The sequence below is a fragment of the Sphingopyxis sp. BE259 genome (assembly GCF_031457495.1).
Classification (GTDB): Bacteria; Pseudomonadota; Alphaproteobacteria; order Sphingomonadales; family Sphingomonadaceae; genus Sphingopyxis.
Genome location: NZ_JAVDWM010000001.1, coordinates 13,735 through 31,111 on the forward strand (window position 1 = coordinate 13,735; position 17,377 = coordinate 31,111).

Here is a 17,377-nt window from a genome sequence, read left to right on the forward strand (position 1 = left end):
TCTAACACGGTAACGAGGGAGGATGATCGACACCCCTGCCGTCCACCCGACCGATCCGTTCGACCCCGAGGCGCTGAACGCCGCCGAAGGGCTCGATCCGGTCGATCCCGCTTATGCCCAGGCGCTGCGCATCGCGACGGCGCTCAACCTGATCCCGCTGGCGATCGGGGCGAGCGTGTTCGATTATCTGCTGATCCGCCATATCGAGGGGCCATATGGGCTGATCACCGCGCTGGCGTGGCTGATCGCTCTCATCGTCATCATCACCTTTCCGTCGCGGCGCGTGTCGCGCTGGGGGTATAAAATCGGCGACGGGCAGCTGCGCGTCGCGCGCGGCTGGCTGTTCCGCACCGACACCATCGTGCCGTTCGTGCGCGTCCAGCATATCGACGTCGGACAGGGGCCGATCGAACGCTGGTTCGGGTTGTCGCACCTGATCGTCCACACGTCGGGGACGCATAACAGCACCGTCACCCTGCCCGGCCTGCCCGCCGACCTGGCCGCCGCGATGCGCGAGACGATCCGGCGCCACATCCAGACCGATTTCGCATGAGCCAGACCGCCGCGGCTGTGGCCGTTCCGATCAGCGACGATGACGCGGGCTGGCAGCGGCTGCACCCGGCGACGCTGGCGCTGGCGATCGTCAAGCTCGGGCCGCGATCGCTCCAGTTCCTGCCCGCCGTCGCGGCGCTCGGTTTCACTGGAAACTGGGTCTATATCGTCCCGGCGATCCTCGCCTTCCTGCTGTTCTCGCTGGTTGCCGCCTGGTTCCATTGGCTACGTTTTCGCTTCCGCGTCGGCGACGACGAAGTCGTGATCGAAAGCGGGGTCCTGTCGCGCCAGCACCGCACCATCCCCTTCGACCGCATCCAGGACGTCAGCATCGAACAGGGGCTGGTGTCGCGCGCGCTGGGCATCGCCAAGGTCGGGTTCGAAACCGGGGCGGGCGGCAAGGAGAATGACGCGAGCCTCGACGCCATCGGCCTCGACGCGGCGCAGGCGCTGCGGACGACGATTCGCGCCCACCGCAGCGGCGAGGCCGCGGTCGTGGCAACGGCGACGGATACCCCTGACGCCGCGCCGGTCGCCGCCGACCGCTTGCTGTTCGCGATGACGCCGCGCCAGCTGCTGGTCGCCGGGCTGTTCAACTTCTCGCTCGCCGCGCTCGCCGTGGTCGGCGCGGGCATGCAGTTTTTCGACAATCTGCTGCCGTTCGATTTCAACGTCTTTAACCCGCGGGACTGGATCGACATCGCCGAAGATTATGGCCTCGACCAATGGCTGCTCGCGCATCGGTGTATCGCGGGGGTCGGCGCGGCCATTTCGCTCCTCTTCATCGGCTTTGCGAGCGGCATCGCGACGATGGTCTTTGCCAACTGGAATTTCCGCCTGACCCGCGAGCCCCGCACGCTGCGCCGCACCCGCGGGTTGACGACGCGCACCGACGTCGCCGTGCCGGTCAAGCGGGTGCAGGCGGCGATCCTGATCACCGGCTGGTTTCGGCGGCGCTTCGGCTGGCACGAACTACGGTTGCAAAGTCTGGCGAGCGACGGTGAGAAGGAACGCGACCATCAGGTCGTGCCGTTCGCCAAGCTGACCGCAATCGACCCGGTGCTGGACGAGGTTGCGATCGCGCGTCCTGACGCCGCCGCGCCGTGGCAGCACAGCCACCGCGTCATCGCGCTGGGCGGGCTGATCGGCGCGCTGGGGGCGACCACAGGCGGGCTGGTCGCGGTCGGCTTCGGGCAGGCGCTCGGCTGGTTCGGGCCGGGCATCGGCGTGTTGATCGGCGCGGTGTCGCTGTTCGGCGCGCGCTTTCACCGCTGGACCGACATGGGCGAGCAGGTCGCGATCCGCCGCGGCTTCTGGAAACCCAAACTGACCCTGCTGCCGCACGCATCGGTGCAGAGCGTCGACCTCAAGACCGACTTCATCCTGCGTCCGCTGGGCCTCGCGACCTTGGTGTTCGGGGTTCCCGGCGGCAGTTCGCTGGCCAGCCACGAGATTCCTGCCATCCCGCTGGCGACCGCACAGGATTTGCGCGCCCGTATCCTGGCTGCACGAGCGCGGGCATGAGCGAGACAGCACTCGGCATTACCCGGTCGATTCTGGGCCAGCCATGGCATTGGCGCCGTGCCAGCGCCGATATGGCCAGCGAAAATCTCGCCCCCGACGATCTGGTCACCCAGCTGCTGCTGGCGCGCGGGGTTGCCCGCGACGATCTCGATCGCCAGCGCGCGCCTACGCTGCGCGGTTTCATGCCCGATCCGTCGCGGTTCCGCGATATGGACGCCGCTGCGGCGCGGCTCGCCGATGCGGTCGAGCGGCGCGAGGCGGTGACGATCTTCGGCGACTATGACGTCGATGGCGCGACCTCTGCGGCGTTGCTCGTCCGCCTGCTGCGCGGGCTCGGGCTGCCCGCGGGCGCCTATATCCCTGACCGGTTGATGGAAGGCTATGGCCCGTCGGGCGCCGCGCTGGTCAAGATCGGCGAAGCCGGGTCGAAACTGATCGTCACCGTCGATTGCGGTGCGCAGGCGTTCGAGGCGATCGCCGAGGCCAATGCCGCGGGGGTCGAGGTCATCGTCGTCGATCACCACCAATGCGCCACCACCCTGCCTAAGGCGCTGGCGCTGGTGAACCCCAACCGGCTCGACGAAGCCCCCGACGCCGCGATCCACGGCAATCTGGCCGCGGTCGGAGTCGCGTTCCTGCTCGGCGCTGCGCTGCTCCGCACCTTACGCGGGCGCGGCTTTTTCGCGAGCCGCGACGAGCCCGCGCTGATCGACCTACTCGATCTGGTCGCATTGGGCACCGTCGCCGATGTAGCGCGGCTGACCGGGTTCAACCGCGCGCTGGTGACGCAAGGGCTGAAGGTGATGGCGCGGCGCGGCAACACCGGGCTGGCGGCGTTGATGGACGCGGCGCGGCTGACCAAACCGCCGACCGCCAGCGACATGGGCTTTGCCCTCGGCCCGCGGATCAACGCGGGCGGGCGGGTCGGCAAATCGGACCTGGGCGTGCGGCTGCTGACGACATCGGACCCGCAGGAAGCCGCCGACATATCGCTGGAACTCAACCGATTGAACGAGGAACGCCGCGCGATCGAGGCGGGGGTGCTCGACGAAGCCATCGCCGCCAGCACCGCGTGCGGCAACGCTCCGGTGGCGATCGTCGCCGGGCAGGGTTGGCATCCCGGGGTGATCGGTATCGTCGCCGGACGTCTGAAGGAACGGCTGCACCGCCCGGCAATCGTCATTGCCATCGATGACGCGGGGGTCGGCAAGGGATCGGGACGCTCGATCAGCGGCGTCGATCTGGGCGCCGCGATCCTCGCCGCCAAGGAAAACGGGCTGCTGGTCGCGGGCGGCGGTCATGCGATGGCGGCGGGGCTGACCGTCGCCGCCGATCAGGTCGATGCCCTGGGCGCGTTCCTCAATGACCGGCTCGCCGCCGATGTGGCGCGCGCCAGCGGCGACAAATCACTGCTCATCGATGCGGTGCTGGCGCCGCGCGGCATCTCGCCGCTCTGGTGCGAGGCAATCGAAAGCGCCGGACCCTATGGCGCCGGTTGGCCCGCGCCGCGCGTTGCCACCGGGCCGGTGCGAATCGTCGAGGCCAGCATCGTCGGCACCGACCACGTCCGGCTGATCGTGGCGGGCGACGACGGCGCGCGGTTCAAGGCGGTCGCCTTTCGCAGCGCCGAAACCGAACTGGGCCAGACCCTGCTCCACGCGCGCGGCGGCCGCAAACTATGGCTTGCAGGCCGCGCCAAACGCGACGATTGGGGCAGCCGCCCCGCGGCCGAGCTCCACTTGGAGGACGCGGCGTGGGCGGATTGATGGCCGATTGAACGCAGCCCGCGCAACATTTTACGCGCGGCGCCCTGCGAGCGTGTCGAACGGCGCTTGACCGCATCAAGATGCCCGTCTAATGCGCCGCTTCACCGAACGACGGCCCCTTCGTCTAGCGGTCTAGGACGTCGCCCTTTCACGGCGAAAACACGGGTTCGAGTCCCGTAGGGGTCACCACGGTCAAGCGCGCGGTCGGCGGGCTTTCTTTCCGAAAATTTCCGACCCTGCGGCCCCTTCGTCTAGCGGTCAGGACGTCGCCCTCTCACGGCGAAAACACGGGTTCGATTCCCGTAGGGGTCACCAGCGCCACGTCCCGCTTAAACTATCCTTCACAGCAACTCCGGGCATCCTGCCGCTCCGGCAGCAGCACCGGAAAATGGCGCGCCGAAGGGGTTGGCGACGACCCGTGCACGCCGCCTTAACCCATCGCTCCCCCCCGATTAATCGAGCGTCAGCGGCCCATGGTCGAGATGCGGCAGGACATGGCGCGCGAACAGGTCGCATTCGGCAGCGTGCGGATAGCCCGACAGGATGAAGGCATCGATGCCTTCGGCCTGATAGGCGCGCAGCTTGGCGAGTACCTGATCGGGATCGCCGACGATCGCCGCGCCGCAGCCCGAACGCGCCCTGCCGATCCCGGTCCACAGATTATCCTCCACAAATCCGTCGTCGCCCGCCGAGGCGCGCAATTCGGTCTGGCGCGCGACCCCGGCGGTCGCGGTATCGAGCGATTTCTGGCGAATCGCCTCGCCGACCCCGGCGTCGAGTTTCGAGAGCAGGCGGCCCGCGTAGGCGCGGGCTTCGGCCTCGGTCTCGCGGACGATGACATGGGCGCGATAGCCGAATTTCAGCTGGCGCCCTTTGGCCGCCGCACGCGCGGTCAGGTCGCCGACGACGTCGCGCACCTTGTCCATCGTGTCAGGCCACATCAGATACACGTCCGCCGCTTCCGCCGCCGCGTCGCGCGCCGCGGGGCTGAGCCCGCCGAAATAGAGCGGCGGGCAGCGGCCCGACACCGTCGTCATCCGCGGCGGGTCGAGCTCGAGATCGTAAAATTCGCCATGGTGCGACAGATGCTGCCCCGACAGCATCGTCTTCAGGATTTTCATCACCTCGACCGTGCGTGCATAGCGCGGTTCGCTGTCGAGCGTCTGGCCCGGCAGGTCCGATGAGATGATGTTGACGGTCAGGCGGCCGCCCAGGATACGATCGAGGGTGGCGATGCGCCGCGCCAGCTGCGGCGGCCAGTCCTCGCCGATCCGCACCGCCATCAGCAGGCGCATCCGGTCGAGGAACGGCGCGATCGCCGCAGCGAACACCGTGGTGTCGAGCCCGAGCTGATAGCCCGACGGCAGCAATATATTGTCGAAACCGCCCTTTTCGGCGGTCAGAACGATATTGCGGCAATGCTCCCAGCTCGATTGCAGCATCGGATCGGGCTGGCCCAGAAATTCATAATCATCGTCGCACAGCGCCGAAAACCAGCTCACCTCGCACGGACGATGCGCTTCACCCTGGGTCATGGCAATTTCTCTCCTCGCGCCGCGACGAACACGTCGTACCAGCTGGTCCGCGTCCAGCCGACGGCAAAGGCGTCGGCCGCCTCGGCGATCCGCGCGACATTCTGCGTCCCGACGATCGGGATGGGCCGCGCCGGATGCGCCATCAGCCAGCTATACGCCGCCGCGGTGCGGCTGACCCCATGCGCCGCGGCCACGGCATCGAGCGCCGCGACGACCGCGCGTTCGCGGTCATTGGTCGGTTCGGCCAGACGCCCGCCGCCCAGCGGCGACCAGGCGAGCACCGCCATGCCCATCTGCATCGCCTGATCCAGTTCGCCATTTTCGAACGGGTCGATCCGCAAGGGAGACAGTTCGGGCTGGGTGCTGGCGAGCGGCACGTCGAGGAAATGCTGGAGCGCCGCGATCTGTGCCGGGGTGCAGTTGGACACGCCGATCGCACGGATTTTCCCGGCGGCCAGCGCCTTGTGCACCGCGCCCGCGACCTCCTGCGGATGGGTCAATATGTCGGGCCGGTGGACCTGCCACAGGTCGATGACGTCGGTCTGGAGCCGCTGCAGCGACGCATCGATCGCCTGCACCAGATAGGCGGCGCTGCTGTCGTACGGCAGCGGCGGCATGATCCCGCCCTTGCTGGCCAGCACCATGCGCCCGCGCAGGCCGGGATCGGCGGCGAACAGTTCGCCGAGCAGGCTTTCGGCGTCGCCAAAGCCGCCGCTGCCGTCAAAGCCATAGATGTCGGCAGTGTCGAACAGCGTAATCCCGATGTCGAGCGCCGCATCGACCAGTTGGCGGGCGGCGGCGGCGGGTCCGGCAAAGCGCCACATGCCCCACGCAAGCGAGGATATGGTGATGCCGCTCTGGCCGAGGGCGCGGGTGGTGGGGACGGCGGGAAGGTCGCTCATATACCAATCTATTCCTTATTGGGTCGCAGGATCGCGCACGCGGACCGAATCGCGCTCGACAAGGTCGTGTTGCAGACGGCGGTGGACAAGATTTTGGCCGGTCAGCAGCAGGTCGGTGGCGGTGTGCGCCAGATCGAACACCGGCTGGCGGATCGTGGTCAGCGCAGGCCACACCATCCGCGCCAGTGTCGTATCGTCGAACCCCGCCACCGACAGGTCGTTTGGCAGATCGAACCCGGCACGGTGCGCCGCGGCCAGTACCCCGGCCGCCATATCGTCGTTTGCGGCAAAAATGGCGGTGGGGCGGTGCGGCATCAGCAAAAACCGCTCGCACGCCGCATAACCACTGTCGAAATCGAACAATCCGTCGGCGATCATCTGCGGTTCGAAAGGCAGCCCGGCGCGGTCGAGGGCGCGGCGATACCCGAACAATCGTTCGTCCGACGCCATATGATTGGGATGGCCCTTGATAAAGCCGATGCGGCGGTGCCCCATGTTGATGAGGTGGGTGGTCATGTCGTCGGCCGCCTGCGCGTCGTCCATGAACACCGACGACGTCATCGCGTGGTTGGTGCCCGGCGAGATGCGGACAAAGGGGATGCCAAGCTGTTCCAGCGTTCGCAGCACCGGGTCGCAATCGGTCACCGGCGACGACAGGATGATGCCGTCGACATGGGTTTCGCTGACCAGTCCGCGCACCTGATCGCCGACGTCGGGATCGTCGACATCGACCGGCTGGCCAAGCAGGCGGATACCGTCCTGATGACAGCGCGCCCAGCACCCGGCCTGGATCTGGTTGATGTAATAGGGGCTGTGGTTGTCATAGATCAGCGCAATCTGCGCCGACTTGGTCCCGGCCAGGATGCGCGCCGCAACGCTGGGGCGAAATTCCAGATCGCGGATCGCGGCTTCGACCTTTTTGCGGGTATCCTGGCTGACATAGGGATGGTCGTTGAGCACCCGGCTGACCGTCTTGACCGACACCCCGGCGCGCGCCGACACATCGCGGATATTGCTGCGCTGGCTCATCAAACAAGCTCCCCCCGCTGCACGGATAGCGACTCGAACACCGACGTAAAGGCGCTACCGGCGCGATAAAAGACCGGCGGGGCACCAAAGGGCGCGGCGACGTTGTGCCATCCGGCGGCCATCGCCTCCCCGGTCCATACATCGATCCATGTCTCGCCCGCGGGGATCAGGACGTCGCGGTCAACCGCACCTTCGTGAAGGATCGGGGCCACCAGCAGATCGCCGCCGAGCAGATACTGATCCTCGCAGGCGTAGCAGGCTTCGGTCGGGTAATGCAGGAACAACGGGCGTTGCACGGGCAGTCCCAGGTCGGCGGCGTCATCGCACAGCGACCGCATATACGGGGCGAGCGCCGCGTGGACCCGCGTCATCGCCGCGAAATGATGCAGAATGTCGTCACTGCTGTCGATTTGCAGATTGTCGTCGGGGCGGTTGCCCTCATGCGTCCGCATCACCGGCGAAAATGCCCCCAGTTCGGCCCACCGCTTGAGCAGGTCGGCGGTGCGGACCAACCCGTGGAGCGACGTGTAGCCGCCGACGTCGCCGTGGCTATAGGCGTTGCCGACCAGCCCCGCGGACAGCGCCGCGGTGATCACTGTGCCGATCCCGTCGTGGCGCGAAAAATCGACGCACTGGTCGCCCGCCCACAGCAACGGACAATGTGCCTGCACCCCACTATGCCCGGCGCGCATGAAGAACAGCGCCTCGCCGGTGAGCCCCCTGGCGGCGATCGCGCGGGCGTTGACCTCGGCCCACAGCACCGGCCAGCGATTATGCGCCAGCATCGGATCGCTGCCGTCGTAAAGCCGCAGGTCAGTCGGCAGATATTCGCCGAAATCGGCCATCCAGCCCGTCATGCCAATGTCCAGCATCTCGCGCCCGATGACCCGGTCGGCAAACCAGGCGGCGGCGGCGGGGTTGGTGAAATCGACGATCCCGCAGTCGAATTCGCCGAAATCGACGACATAGACCTCGTCGCAGTCCAGCCGCAGCGCCAGCAGTCCCAGATCGCGCGCCTCGGCGAACATGCCGCCGTCAATCGCCAGATAAGGGTTCACATAGCCCAGAAAACGGACGCCGTCGGCGCGCAGCTTGGCGATCCGTTCGGGGAGGTCGGGGTAGCGCGCCGCGCTCCAGCGCCAGTCCCAGAACAGGCGGCGGCCAAAGCTGGTTTCGCGGATGCCGACCCAATCCTCACACCACAGCCCGGAAACCACCGCACCCGCGTCGCGAATGCGTTGCAGCCGGTCAAAACTCTGGATCCCCTGCTTCAGACCGATGATCGCGCCTTCCATCGCCCAATCGGGCAATTTCGGTTGCCGGCCAAAGCGGCTCGACACGATGCCGACCAGATCGGGCAAGCTGCTCGCAAAGCTGAACTCGATCCGACCGCGCCCTTCCCACCATGCGATCCGGTTCACCGCCGGATCGGTAAAATCGAGCACCGCATGAGCGGTGCTGGTCAAATGGCAGGCATAATGGTGCGACGACAGAAAGGTTGGCTGGGGGTAGTTGGTGGTCCAATAATCGCCGCCCGCCATCCCCTCGCGGTCCATGATCTGCGTCAATTCGCGATCCTTGTCACGCCCCACCCCGGGTTCGCTGGTCCAGATCGGAAAACGGCGACCATTCAGGCGCAGATAACTCATCTGCTCGCCGCCGCCCCAAATATGTTCATCCGGCAGCGCCGCCAGATCGAGGGCCAGGCGATTGCAGGCCGGATCGTGGCTTTCGACGTCCAGCGCGAAGCCTTCGCCGAGCGGGACAAGGCTGAGCGTCACGCCCGGCGCCGCCCCCGCCTGCGGTCGCAGTTCGACCCGGTCGGGCAAGACATCGACGATCGGCAGGGACGCCAGATCGGTGCACCTATCGTCCATCCGGAAATTGCCACGCACCATGACGACATCGGGGTCACCGATGGCGGCGGCAATCGCCGGGTCGGCGGCGCGGTGGCGCAGCAGGGTCATCGTGCCCGCGACCAGGTCGAACCCGCCTTTCTGTACTCGAAACTCCGCGTTCACGGTCGCTTCCCATCCCCCATCACCATGTTGCCATCGCGCCACAGGTCCCAAACAAAAGGCCATATCGCGTCGTTACAACGGTCATTGTCTATATGACACCGCTTGACATATCAATCGTCATATTTCATTTCAGCAGCGGTTGAAGGCCAACAGGCCGCCGCCCGCGACATTCGCTCGGGCACCGATATTGGGAGGGATATGACATGAATCGCAAGTCCGAAATCACGACCCGCGCGCGCAAATTCTGGCTCGCCGGATCGGCGTCGCTGCTCGCGATCGGCGTGGCAACCCCCGCCGCGGCCCAGGTCGAAGAAATCATCGTAACGGCACAAAAAGTCGAGGAAAATGTGCAGGATGTGCCGATTTCGATCACCGCCGTCACCGGCGATCGGCTGATCCAGAGCGGCACCAGCAGCCTCGAGAATATCGGCGATCTGGTTCCTTCGGTCACCTTCCGCAAGGGCACGACCAGCGCCAACAGTGCGATCATCATGCGCGGCGTCGGCACCATCACCTTTTCGGTCGCGGCCGAACCCAGTGTGTCCACCGTTGTCGACGGCGTCGTGCTGAGTCGGTCGGGACAGGCGTTCAGCGATCTGCTCGACATCGACCGGATCGAGGTGCTGCGCGGGCCGCAGGGGACGCTGTTCGGCAAGAATGCGTCGGCCGGCCTCGTCAACATCGTGTCGAAAGGCGGCACCGACACACTCGAAGCCGATTTGCGCGGCGAATATTATGAAGGCAGCGAATATCGCATCAAGGGATCGGTGTCGGGCCCGCTCGCGCCCGACCTGTCGGCGCGCGTCACCGGTTTTTACGGCAGCTATGACGGCAATATCCGCAACGTCTTTTTCGACACCGACGTCAACGGCTATGAACATTATGGCGCGCGCGGCATCCTGGATTATGATGGCGACGGCGCCCGGCTGCGCTTCATCGCCGATTATTTCAAGGCCAACGACGATTGCTGCGCCGACGTCACCGGGGTTAGCCGCGGCGCCGTGCTCGATGCCGAGCTGGGCTTTCCGGTCGCGCTTGGCACCGACCAGCGCACGGTCAATCACAATCTGATCACCCGCACCCGCGACAAGCAGTGGAGCCTGACCGGCAGCCTCGACCTCGACGTCCCCGGCGAGCATGTGCTGAGCGTCATCCTGGGCTATCGCAACTGGCAGAACACCGAAATCCGCGAGGGCGATTTCCTGCCGCGCGCGATCGTCGGGACCAACGAACTGCACGACAATGGCTTTGTCAAAACCGACCAGATGTCGGCGGAAATCCGCCTGTCGTCGGATCAGGCGATGCCGTTTTTCTATCAGGTCGGCACCTTCATCTGGCATTCGAACAACCAACAGGATTTCACCCGCCGCGACATCGTTTGCGCATCATCGACCCTGCCGCTGGCATCCAGCGGGGCGCGGCCGTGCAACCTTAATGACCCGGTCAACACCACATATCCGACCGCGACGTCGTTCAGCGACGTCAACAGCAACAATTTCGCGGTGTTCGGCCAGGCAACCTATCGCCTGACCGAGCAGCTCAGCCTGACCGGCGGGCTGCGCTGGACGCGCGACACGCTGAGCTACACCCACACCCGCGCGCCCGGGGTCAACGCCGCCACAGGCCTGCCCCTGTCGGGGCCGGGCGTGTCGGGCAGCCCGGCGGGCGGCACCATCGCGGGCGGCGGCACGGGGCTCAACACCTCGAGCGGCAGCACCCAGAACAACAATATCTCGGGCAAGGCGTCGATCCAGTTCGAACCGAGTGACGACCTGTTATTCTATGGCAGTTTTACCCGCGGCTATAAGGGGCCGGCGTTCAATATCTTCTTCAACTACACCGCGCCGACCAACGCGGTGCCGATCGACGAAGAATCGTCCGACGCCTATGAAGTGGGCGTGAAATCGCAGTTCTGGGATCGCCGTATCCAGTTCAACGCCGCGTTGTTCCAGGCGACCTATGACGGGTTTCAGGCGAACAACTTCGTCCTCTTGAACGGCCAGATCATCACCAACCTGACCAACGCCGGGACGGTGCGGACCAAGGGCTTCGAAGTCGATACGATCATCGCGCCGGTCGATGGGCTGACCCTGCGCGGCAGCGTCGCCTATGCCGATGCCAAGGTACGCCGCTTCAACCCCAATCCGCTGACCAACGCCCCCGACGCGCGCGACGGGACGCGCTTGCCGCTGGCTCCGAAGTGGAGCTGGAACGTCGGCGCCGATTATGAAACCCCGATCGGCAGCGCGCTGAAATTCTTCGCCGGGACCAGCTACAGCTACACCGGCAAGCAATTTTCGGACCTGGGCGAAGGCGGGCCGCTGGACAGCTATGGCATCTGGAATGCGTCGGTCGGGTTCAGCGACGCCGAAGAACTGTACCGCCTGACGTTCCATGCCCGCAACATCGGCGACAAAAGCTACGCGTTGCTGAACGTCGGCAATGGCCAACGCTATCAGATCCCGCGCGACGCCGACCGCTATTTCGGGGTCAGCCTAAGCGCCAAGATCCGCTGACCACGCAAGGTCGGCCAACATAAAAGGGGCGCCGTGGTCACAAACCGCGGCGCCCCCTTTTTTATGTGTGATGGCCAAACCACGCGAAGCGAAGCCATGACGATACCAGCTTAAGGTTGGCAGCTATCCCTTCGATCACGTATCTGTTCCCCGGCGAAAGCCGGTGGCCCAGAGCGTCAGAAACCGGCGTCCGCTTGCCAACGCCTTGGGCCCCGGCTTTCGCCGCGGAATGGTCGCCTATTTGGCTCAAGGGGACAATTGCCGATAAGGTCACCCTTAATTGCCCCGTCATCAGCCGGAGGCGTTAACCCTCCTCGCTGTTCACCACCACCAGCCGCGGCTGCATCAGATGGATCCAGCCCAGCGCCAGCAGATAGGCACTCGCCGACATCAGGAACATCGGCGCATAGCCAAGCCCGGTATCGAGCGCCCAACCGGTGAATTCCAGCATCGCCGCGCCCGACAGATTGCCCGCCAGCGCCCCCATCGCGATCACGCTGCCGACCTGACGCGCCGGGACGATGTCGGCGGTCATGCCGAAAATGTTGGTCGAAAAGCCCTGATGCGCGAACAGTCCAAGGCCGATCACCAGGGCCGCGATCCACTGGTTCGGCGCCATCAGCGCCAGCGGCAGCGGCAGGATGAGCAGCGCATAAAAGAACATCGACGATTTGCGCGCCCGGTTCTCGCTGAGGCCGCGGCTGAGCAGCGCCGGAAACAGGAAGCCGCTCGACAGCGCGCCGGCCGCCGCCATGACATAGACGATCGCGGTCGGATAACCGATCTCCGCCTGCCCCAGCGAGAATTGGCGGGCAAAGAAATCGGGGGCCCAGAACAGGATGAACCACCACACCAGATCGGTCAGCGTCTTGGCTCCGATGACCGCCAGGGTGCGCCGGTCCTTTATCAGCTTGCGCCACGGATCGGCGCGCTCCTGCGCCGCATCCGCCGTCGTTGGCGTGCCCACCGGGCGCAGCTTGGCGGTGCCGAGCCACCAGAAGAACAGCCAGACAAAGCCCAGCGCGCCGGTGATCAGGAACGCCGCCTGCCAGCCGAGCGCCAAGGCCAGCACCGGGACCGCCAGCGGCGCCAGAATCGCCCCAATGTTCGACGCGCTGTTGATCACGCCAAGCCCGACCGAACGTTCCTTGACCGGCAGATAGGTTGCCGCCGCCTTGATCGCCGCGGGGGTGTTGACCGATTCCGCCACCGCCAGCGCAACGCGTGCCGCGACAAATTGCTGGACGCTGGCCGCCAGCGCATGGGCCATCCCCGCCAGACTCCAGATACCGACGGCAAGGCCATAGCCCCAGCGGACCCCGACCCGGTCGATGAACCAGCCGACGCCGAGCAGCGAAAATGCCGCCGCAATCTGGAACGACGAGCCAAAATGCGCGAAATCCTGGTCGCTCCACTGGAAGTCGGCCTGCAACATCGGCTTGAGCAGCGCGAGCACCTGGCGGTCGAGATAATTGAGCGCAGTGCCGAAAAAGATCAGTGCGATCAGGCCGATACGAATGGCACGCTGTGCTGCGTCGGTTCTCGATACGCTAGTGTCAGCCATGTCGGCCCTCCCTCTCAGGGCCGCACGCTATGGGCTGCGCGTCGACCGTTCTAGCCCAATTAAGGCTTGCGTTGCGCCATTTCAAAGGCCTAGAGAATCGTATGACACCGTGAGACATAAGGCAAGCCGCTTTGCCGTCCGCGTTGGCGCGTTACCGACGAAAGCAGGAGCCCGGACCATGAGATCGATCGTTGCGCTTGGCGGCACGCCGCGTCCCGGGTCATCGACCGAAAAGATACTGGAGATCTGCTGCCGCGCCGCCGCAGCGGAGGGCGCTGCGATCACCCGGTTTGATGGCGCCTATATGAGCGCCCTGCCCTATTACCGCGGCCCGGGCCACAATGACCAGGCGGGTGCCGAAATGGTCGCCGCCGTCCGCGATGCCGACGGTTTGATCATCGCCTCGCCCGGCTATCACGGCAGCATTTCAGGGCTGGTCAAAAACGCCCTCGACTATTTCGAGGATCTATCGACCGACGCGCGCCCCTATTTCCACGGTCGCCCGGTCGGTCTGATCGCGACCGCGTTCGGCCATCAGGCCGCGATGAGCACCTTGCTGACCCTACGCAGCATCACTCATGCTCTGCGCGGGTGGCCGACACCGATCGGCGCCGCGATCCGCACGACCCCTGAAACCTTTGACGACCTGGGCGAAATCCTGGACGTCGGGGCGCGGATGCAGCTGGAATTGGTCGGCAAACAGGTCGTCGGAGCGGCGGGCATCCTGTCATGAACGCCTTCGGCGACAGCGCGCTGGACGCCATTGGCCAGCATCTGGCGGACGGCGGGCTGATCATATTGGCGGGCGACGCGCTGCGCGATGGCGACCTCGACTTTGCGATGGCGGCAAGCCGGGTGACACCGCAGGCGATCAATTTCATGGCGCGCCATGGCCGCGGCCTGATCTGCCTGGGACTGACCCAGCCGCGGGCGTGGAAATTGGGGATCACACCACAAAACAGCGGCGAAGGCGGCGACAGCGGGCGACCGTTCGGGGTGTCGATCGAAGCACGACATGGTGTCGAAACCGGAATTTCGGCGCATGATCGCGCGCACACCATCGCGGTCGCCATGGCGCCCGATGCGCGCGCCGCCGATCTGGTCAAACCCGGCCATGTCTTTCCGCTGATCGCGAATCCGGAGGGCCTTGCCGCCCGACGCTCGACGCTCGAGGCGGGGATCGCGCTATGCGATCGTTTCGATCTGGGGGAAGGCGTCGTGCTGTGCGCGATCATGCGCGACGACGGCACGATGGCGCGCCGCGCCGACATGGAAGGTTTCGCCACCGAGCATGACACGCCGATCGTCGACATCGGCAATCTGCTCGTTGGATAGCAAGCGTCGGACGGCGCGGGTCGGCGCCGACCTTTACGGCGAAATCTGGCTCGCCGACGCGACGTCCCGCGCGGCACGATCGTCGGTCAAATTGTGGCTTCCCGGCCTTTGCGTCATCGCCATCGCAGCGGCGGCGGCGGCGTGGCTGTCCGACCATTATGCCATGCCGATCATTCTGGCCGGTTTGCTGATCGGACTCGCACTCAATTTTCTGGCCGCCAATCCGCGCCTGCATCCCGGCATGGACCTGTGCGGCACGGCGGGACTGCGGTGGGGGATTGTGCTGCTCGGCACGCAGGTGACGGCGGCGCAAATCGCCACGCTGGGAGTCGCCAGCTTTGTCGCCTTGATCGTGATCGTAGCGCTGGTCCTTGCCGCTGGTCTGGTCGGGGCGCGGCTGAGCGGCGACAGCCGCTTCGTCGGCCTGCTGGCGGGCGGCGCGACCGCGATCTGCGGCGCATCGGCGGCCTTGGCGATCTACGCCGTGATCGGGCGCGAGCGGCTGGACCAGCACCGCTTTACCTTTACCTTGGTTGGGATTTCGCTCGCCAGTGCCATTGCAATGTCCTTTTATCCCGTGCTCGCAGCGCAATTTCACTTCACCGACCGCCAGGCCGGATTTCTGATGGGCGCCGCCATTCACGACGTCGCCCAGTCGCTGGGCGCGGGATACAATTATTCGGCGGGGGCCGGCGAAGTGGCGGCGATCGTCAAGCTCACCCGGGTGGCTTTGCTGGCGCCGGTGGTGGCGGTGCTGGCGCTGATCGTCGGCCGCTCAGATCAAGCGGTGCGGCGGCGTTTCGAACCGCTGGGGATGCCATGGTTCATCTGGGCCTTTTTGGCGGTGGTCTTGGCCGGATCGCTTTTCCCACTGCCCGCATGGCTCAAGGATTATGGCCTGTTGGCGTCGAAAGCGCTGCTGTTGTTTGCGGTCATCGCGACGGCGATGCGGTCCCGGCTCGACACCTTGCTGTCGGACGGTTGGCGGGGGCTTATCCCGATCCTGGTCGCGACCCTGGTCTCGCTGTTCGCCGCATTCGGTTTTGCGTGGCGATACCTCTGACCTCAGTGTTGGCGGAGCCTATGACAATTTACGGCCGCTCATAGCGATTGTCGGCGACGAGTTGCCAGCAGGTTTCGGTCGGATAGAGCAAGAGCTGGCCATCAACCCGGCCACCAGCGTCATAGGGTTGACCGTCCAGATCGACAGCTTGGCCCAGATCGTCGCCGCCTTCCGATTTCCCGTCATAATGGACGCGCGTCCACTCGACCGAAATCTGGTTGCTCTGGCTCTGGTTGAATTGCAGGATGACATGCTCGTCGGTGTCACCGGGGCGCGCCGGAACGACGCTTTGGCGATAATGATCCACCATCTTGATCGGAAAGTCGCTGTAGTCGGACGCCGCGATCTTTTTCGTTTCGATCGCGGTGTAGGGCGTTCGCGCCGCATCGTAACGGACGACGTCGATCTTCGCCGCCGAATAGGTCCGGCGCACCGCCACCGACGCGATCATCGCATCGAAAAAGGCCTTATAGTCTTCCGCTTTGCACGCCGAACCGGCCGCGGCGAGCATGATCGCGTCGGTTTCGTCCGGAGCGGTTGGCGCAGGAGCCGTTGGCGCAGCCGACACAGTGGCGGCGACAGGCACCATTTCGTCGTCGTCGGCCGCCGCCGCGCCACCGGGTGCGCCGCACGCGGCAAGGGTAATCAGCGTCAGGGCGGCAAGCGTGGGGCGCATGGTCGCGATACTCCTTCATATTTCAGACAAGGCTATGACGTTGAACGCGAAATGAAAAGCGCTGGCGGCCGCGGATGTATCGGTACGGCCACGCGCCAATCGTCGCGAACTCCCCAGCGCTGGGCAATCGCGGCCCGCGCACCGGTTCATTTCAACTCGATCCGCATCGGCGCCGATGCCGCGCGATCCGCGCTGTTCGCGGTCGCGCGGTCGCGCCAGACGGGACGTGTGAGCGATTTCGCGGCCCATATCCACCTTGTCCTGCCCGACCCGACCGAGCGCACCGCCTGTTTTCGCGCGCTGTCGGGGGACGGGAACCGCATCGTGCGCAGCTTTGCCAACGGCGATGCATGGCTGGATGCTGATGGCGATAGCGGCGGCGCGATTCTGGTCTTTCGCTGGTACCAACCGGGCCGGATCGACGGCGCGGCGCTGCTCGACAGGATCGCCGCGCGTGACGACATCGCCGCCTTTGTCGTCGCCGAACAGCTGAGCATCGCCGAATCGCGCGCGATCCTGCGCGGCGGTGCGCGCGATCTGCTGCCCGCGCCGCTCGATCCGCGCGTTGTTTGCCGCGCCATCGATGCCCAACTGGGGGACTGGACGGCGCAGCGCGCGGCGCAGCGCAAGCGCCGCGACGCCGCGGCGCGGCTGGCGGCGCTGACCCCGCGTGAGCGCGACATATTGGAGGCGATCGCGGCGGGGCTGGGGAACAAGGCGATCGCGCGGCAACTGGATTTGAGCCCGCGGACGGTCGAGGTGCACCGCGCCAACATCATGCGGCGCGCCGGGGCGAGCAATGTCGCCGAACTGCTGCGGTTGCAGTTTACCGCCGAACAGGCGCGCGGCGCGGCAGGCAATCCGGTCCATTATGGCGCATGATCCACCGACCGC

Annotated in this window: 14 protein-coding genes and 2 tRNA genes; 10 read left to right on the forward strand and 6 right to left on the reverse strand. The window is 65.8% G+C overall.

Features of this window, described 5'->3' with window-relative positions; translation table 11 throughout:
• The first annotated feature begins 22 nt into the window (after positions 1-22).
• The 5 genes from J2X44_RS00080 (at position 23) to J2X44_RS00100 (ending at position 4,157) form a co-directional block, all read left to right on the forward strand.
• Positions 23-553: a PH domain-containing protein gene (locus J2X44_RS00080; protein ID WP_310087160.1), complete on the forward strand. Its 531-nt coding sequence runs from the start codon at positions 23-25 to the stop codon at positions 551-553.
• The gene (locus tag J2X44_RS00085) at positions 550-2,076 is read left to right on the forward strand and encodes a PH domain-containing protein (protein WP_310087162.1); all 1,527 of its coding nucleotides are present in this window, start codon (positions 550-552) and stop codon (positions 2,074-2,076) included. The genes J2X44_RS00080 and J2X44_RS00085 overlap by 4 nt, the downstream gene beginning before the upstream one ends.
• Positions 2,073-3,842 carry a single-stranded-DNA-specific exonuclease RecJ gene (gene recJ / locus J2X44_RS00090; RefSeq protein ID WP_310087164.1) on the forward strand — a complete coding sequence of 590 codons (1,770 nt, stop codon included), beginning with the start codon at positions 2,073-2,075 and terminating at the stop codon, positions 3,840-3,842. The genes J2X44_RS00085 and recJ overlap by 4 nt, the downstream gene beginning before the upstream one ends.
• A 113-nt stretch (positions 3,843-3,955) precedes the next feature.
• A tRNA-Glu gene (locus J2X44_RS00095) sits at positions 3,956-4,031 on the forward strand.
• Between the two features lie 51 nt (positions 4,032-4,082).
• Positions 4,083-4,157: transfer RNA gene (locus J2X44_RS00100), tRNA-Glu, on the forward strand.
• Positions 4,158-4,294: 137 nt separating this feature from the next.
• Here J2X44_RS00100 and J2X44_RS00105 read toward each other — a convergent pair.
• From J2X44_RS00105 to J2X44_RS00120, 4 genes are read right to left on the reverse strand one after another with little or no spacing between them, the layout of a single operon-like run.
• A complete protein-coding gene (locus J2X44_RS00105; protein ID WP_310087166.1) occupies positions 4,295-5,377 on the reverse strand; it encodes an LLM class flavin-dependent oxidoreductase in 1,083 nt (360 codons plus the stop codon).
• Positions 5,374-6,279 (reverse strand): aldo/keto reductase, encoded by a 906-nt coding sequence (locus tag J2X44_RS00110; RefSeq protein WP_310087168.1) that lies wholly within the window; start codon positions 6,277-6,279, stop codon positions 5,374-5,376. The genes J2X44_RS00105 and J2X44_RS00110 overlap by 4 nt, the downstream gene beginning before the upstream one ends.
• 15 nt (positions 6,280-6,294) lie before the next feature.
• Entirely contained in the window at positions 6,295-7,308 is a 1,014-nt protein-coding gene (locus J2X44_RS00115; protein WP_310087170.1) for a LacI family DNA-binding transcriptional regulator, read from the reverse strand.
• Complete coding sequence (locus tag J2X44_RS00120) at positions 7,308-9,329, reverse strand: alpha-glucosidase (RefSeq protein WP_310087175.1); 2,022 nt, start codon at positions 9,327-9,329, stop codon at positions 7,308-7,310. The genes J2X44_RS00115 and J2X44_RS00120 overlap by 1 nt, the downstream gene beginning before the upstream one ends.
• A gap of 203 nt (positions 9,330-9,532) precedes the next feature.
• Between J2X44_RS00120 and J2X44_RS00125 the strand changes: the two genes are divergently transcribed.
• A complete protein-coding gene (locus J2X44_RS00125) occupies positions 9,533-11,845 on the forward strand; it encodes a TonB-dependent receptor (protein WP_310087177.1) in 2,313 nt (770 codons plus the stop codon).
• A gap of 304 nt (positions 11,846-12,149) precedes the next feature.
• On the opposite strand, the gene J2X44_RS00130 is transcribed toward J2X44_RS00125, so the two are convergent.
• Positions 12,150-13,409, reverse strand: coding sequence for an MFS transporter (locus tag J2X44_RS00130; protein WP_310087179.1), 1,260 nt, complete (start codon positions 13,407-13,409; stop codon positions 12,150-12,152).
• 178 nt (positions 13,410-13,587) lie between these two features.
• Between J2X44_RS00130 and J2X44_RS00135 the strand changes: the two genes are divergently transcribed.
• The 3 genes from J2X44_RS00135 to J2X44_RS00145 are packed head-to-tail and all read left to right on the forward strand — an operon-like array spanning position 13,588 to position 15,807.
• Complete coding sequence (locus J2X44_RS00135; RefSeq protein WP_310087182.1) at positions 13,588-14,142, forward strand: NAD(P)H-dependent oxidoreductase; 555 nt, start codon at positions 13,588-13,590, stop codon at positions 14,140-14,142.
• A complete protein-coding gene (locus J2X44_RS00140) occupies positions 14,139-14,744 on the forward strand; it encodes a 3,4-dihydroxy-2-butanone-4-phosphate synthase (RefSeq protein ID WP_310087184.1) in 606 nt (201 codons plus the stop codon). Before J2X44_RS00135 ends, J2X44_RS00140 begins: the two co-directional genes overlap by 4 nt.
• A complete protein-coding gene (locus J2X44_RS00145) occupies positions 14,737-15,807 on the forward strand; it encodes a putative sulfate exporter family transporter (RefSeq protein WP_310087186.1) in 1,071 nt (356 codons plus the stop codon). The genes J2X44_RS00140 and J2X44_RS00145 overlap by 8 nt, the downstream gene beginning before the upstream one ends.
• A gap of 28 nt (positions 15,808-15,835) precedes the next feature.
• Here the strand turns inward: J2X44_RS00145 and J2X44_RS00150 are convergent, their stop codons facing one another.
• A complete protein-coding gene (locus J2X44_RS00150; RefSeq protein WP_310087187.1) occupies positions 15,836-16,483 on the reverse strand; it encodes a hypothetical protein in 648 nt (215 codons plus the stop codon).
• A gap of 51 nt (positions 16,484-16,534) precedes the next feature.
• Between J2X44_RS00150 and J2X44_RS00155 the strand changes: the two genes are divergently transcribed.
• Entirely contained in the window at positions 16,535-17,365 is an 831-nt protein-coding gene (locus J2X44_RS00155; protein WP_310087189.1) for a LuxR C-terminal-related transcriptional regulator, read from the forward strand.
• Positions 17,366-17,377: the final 12 nt, after the last annotated feature.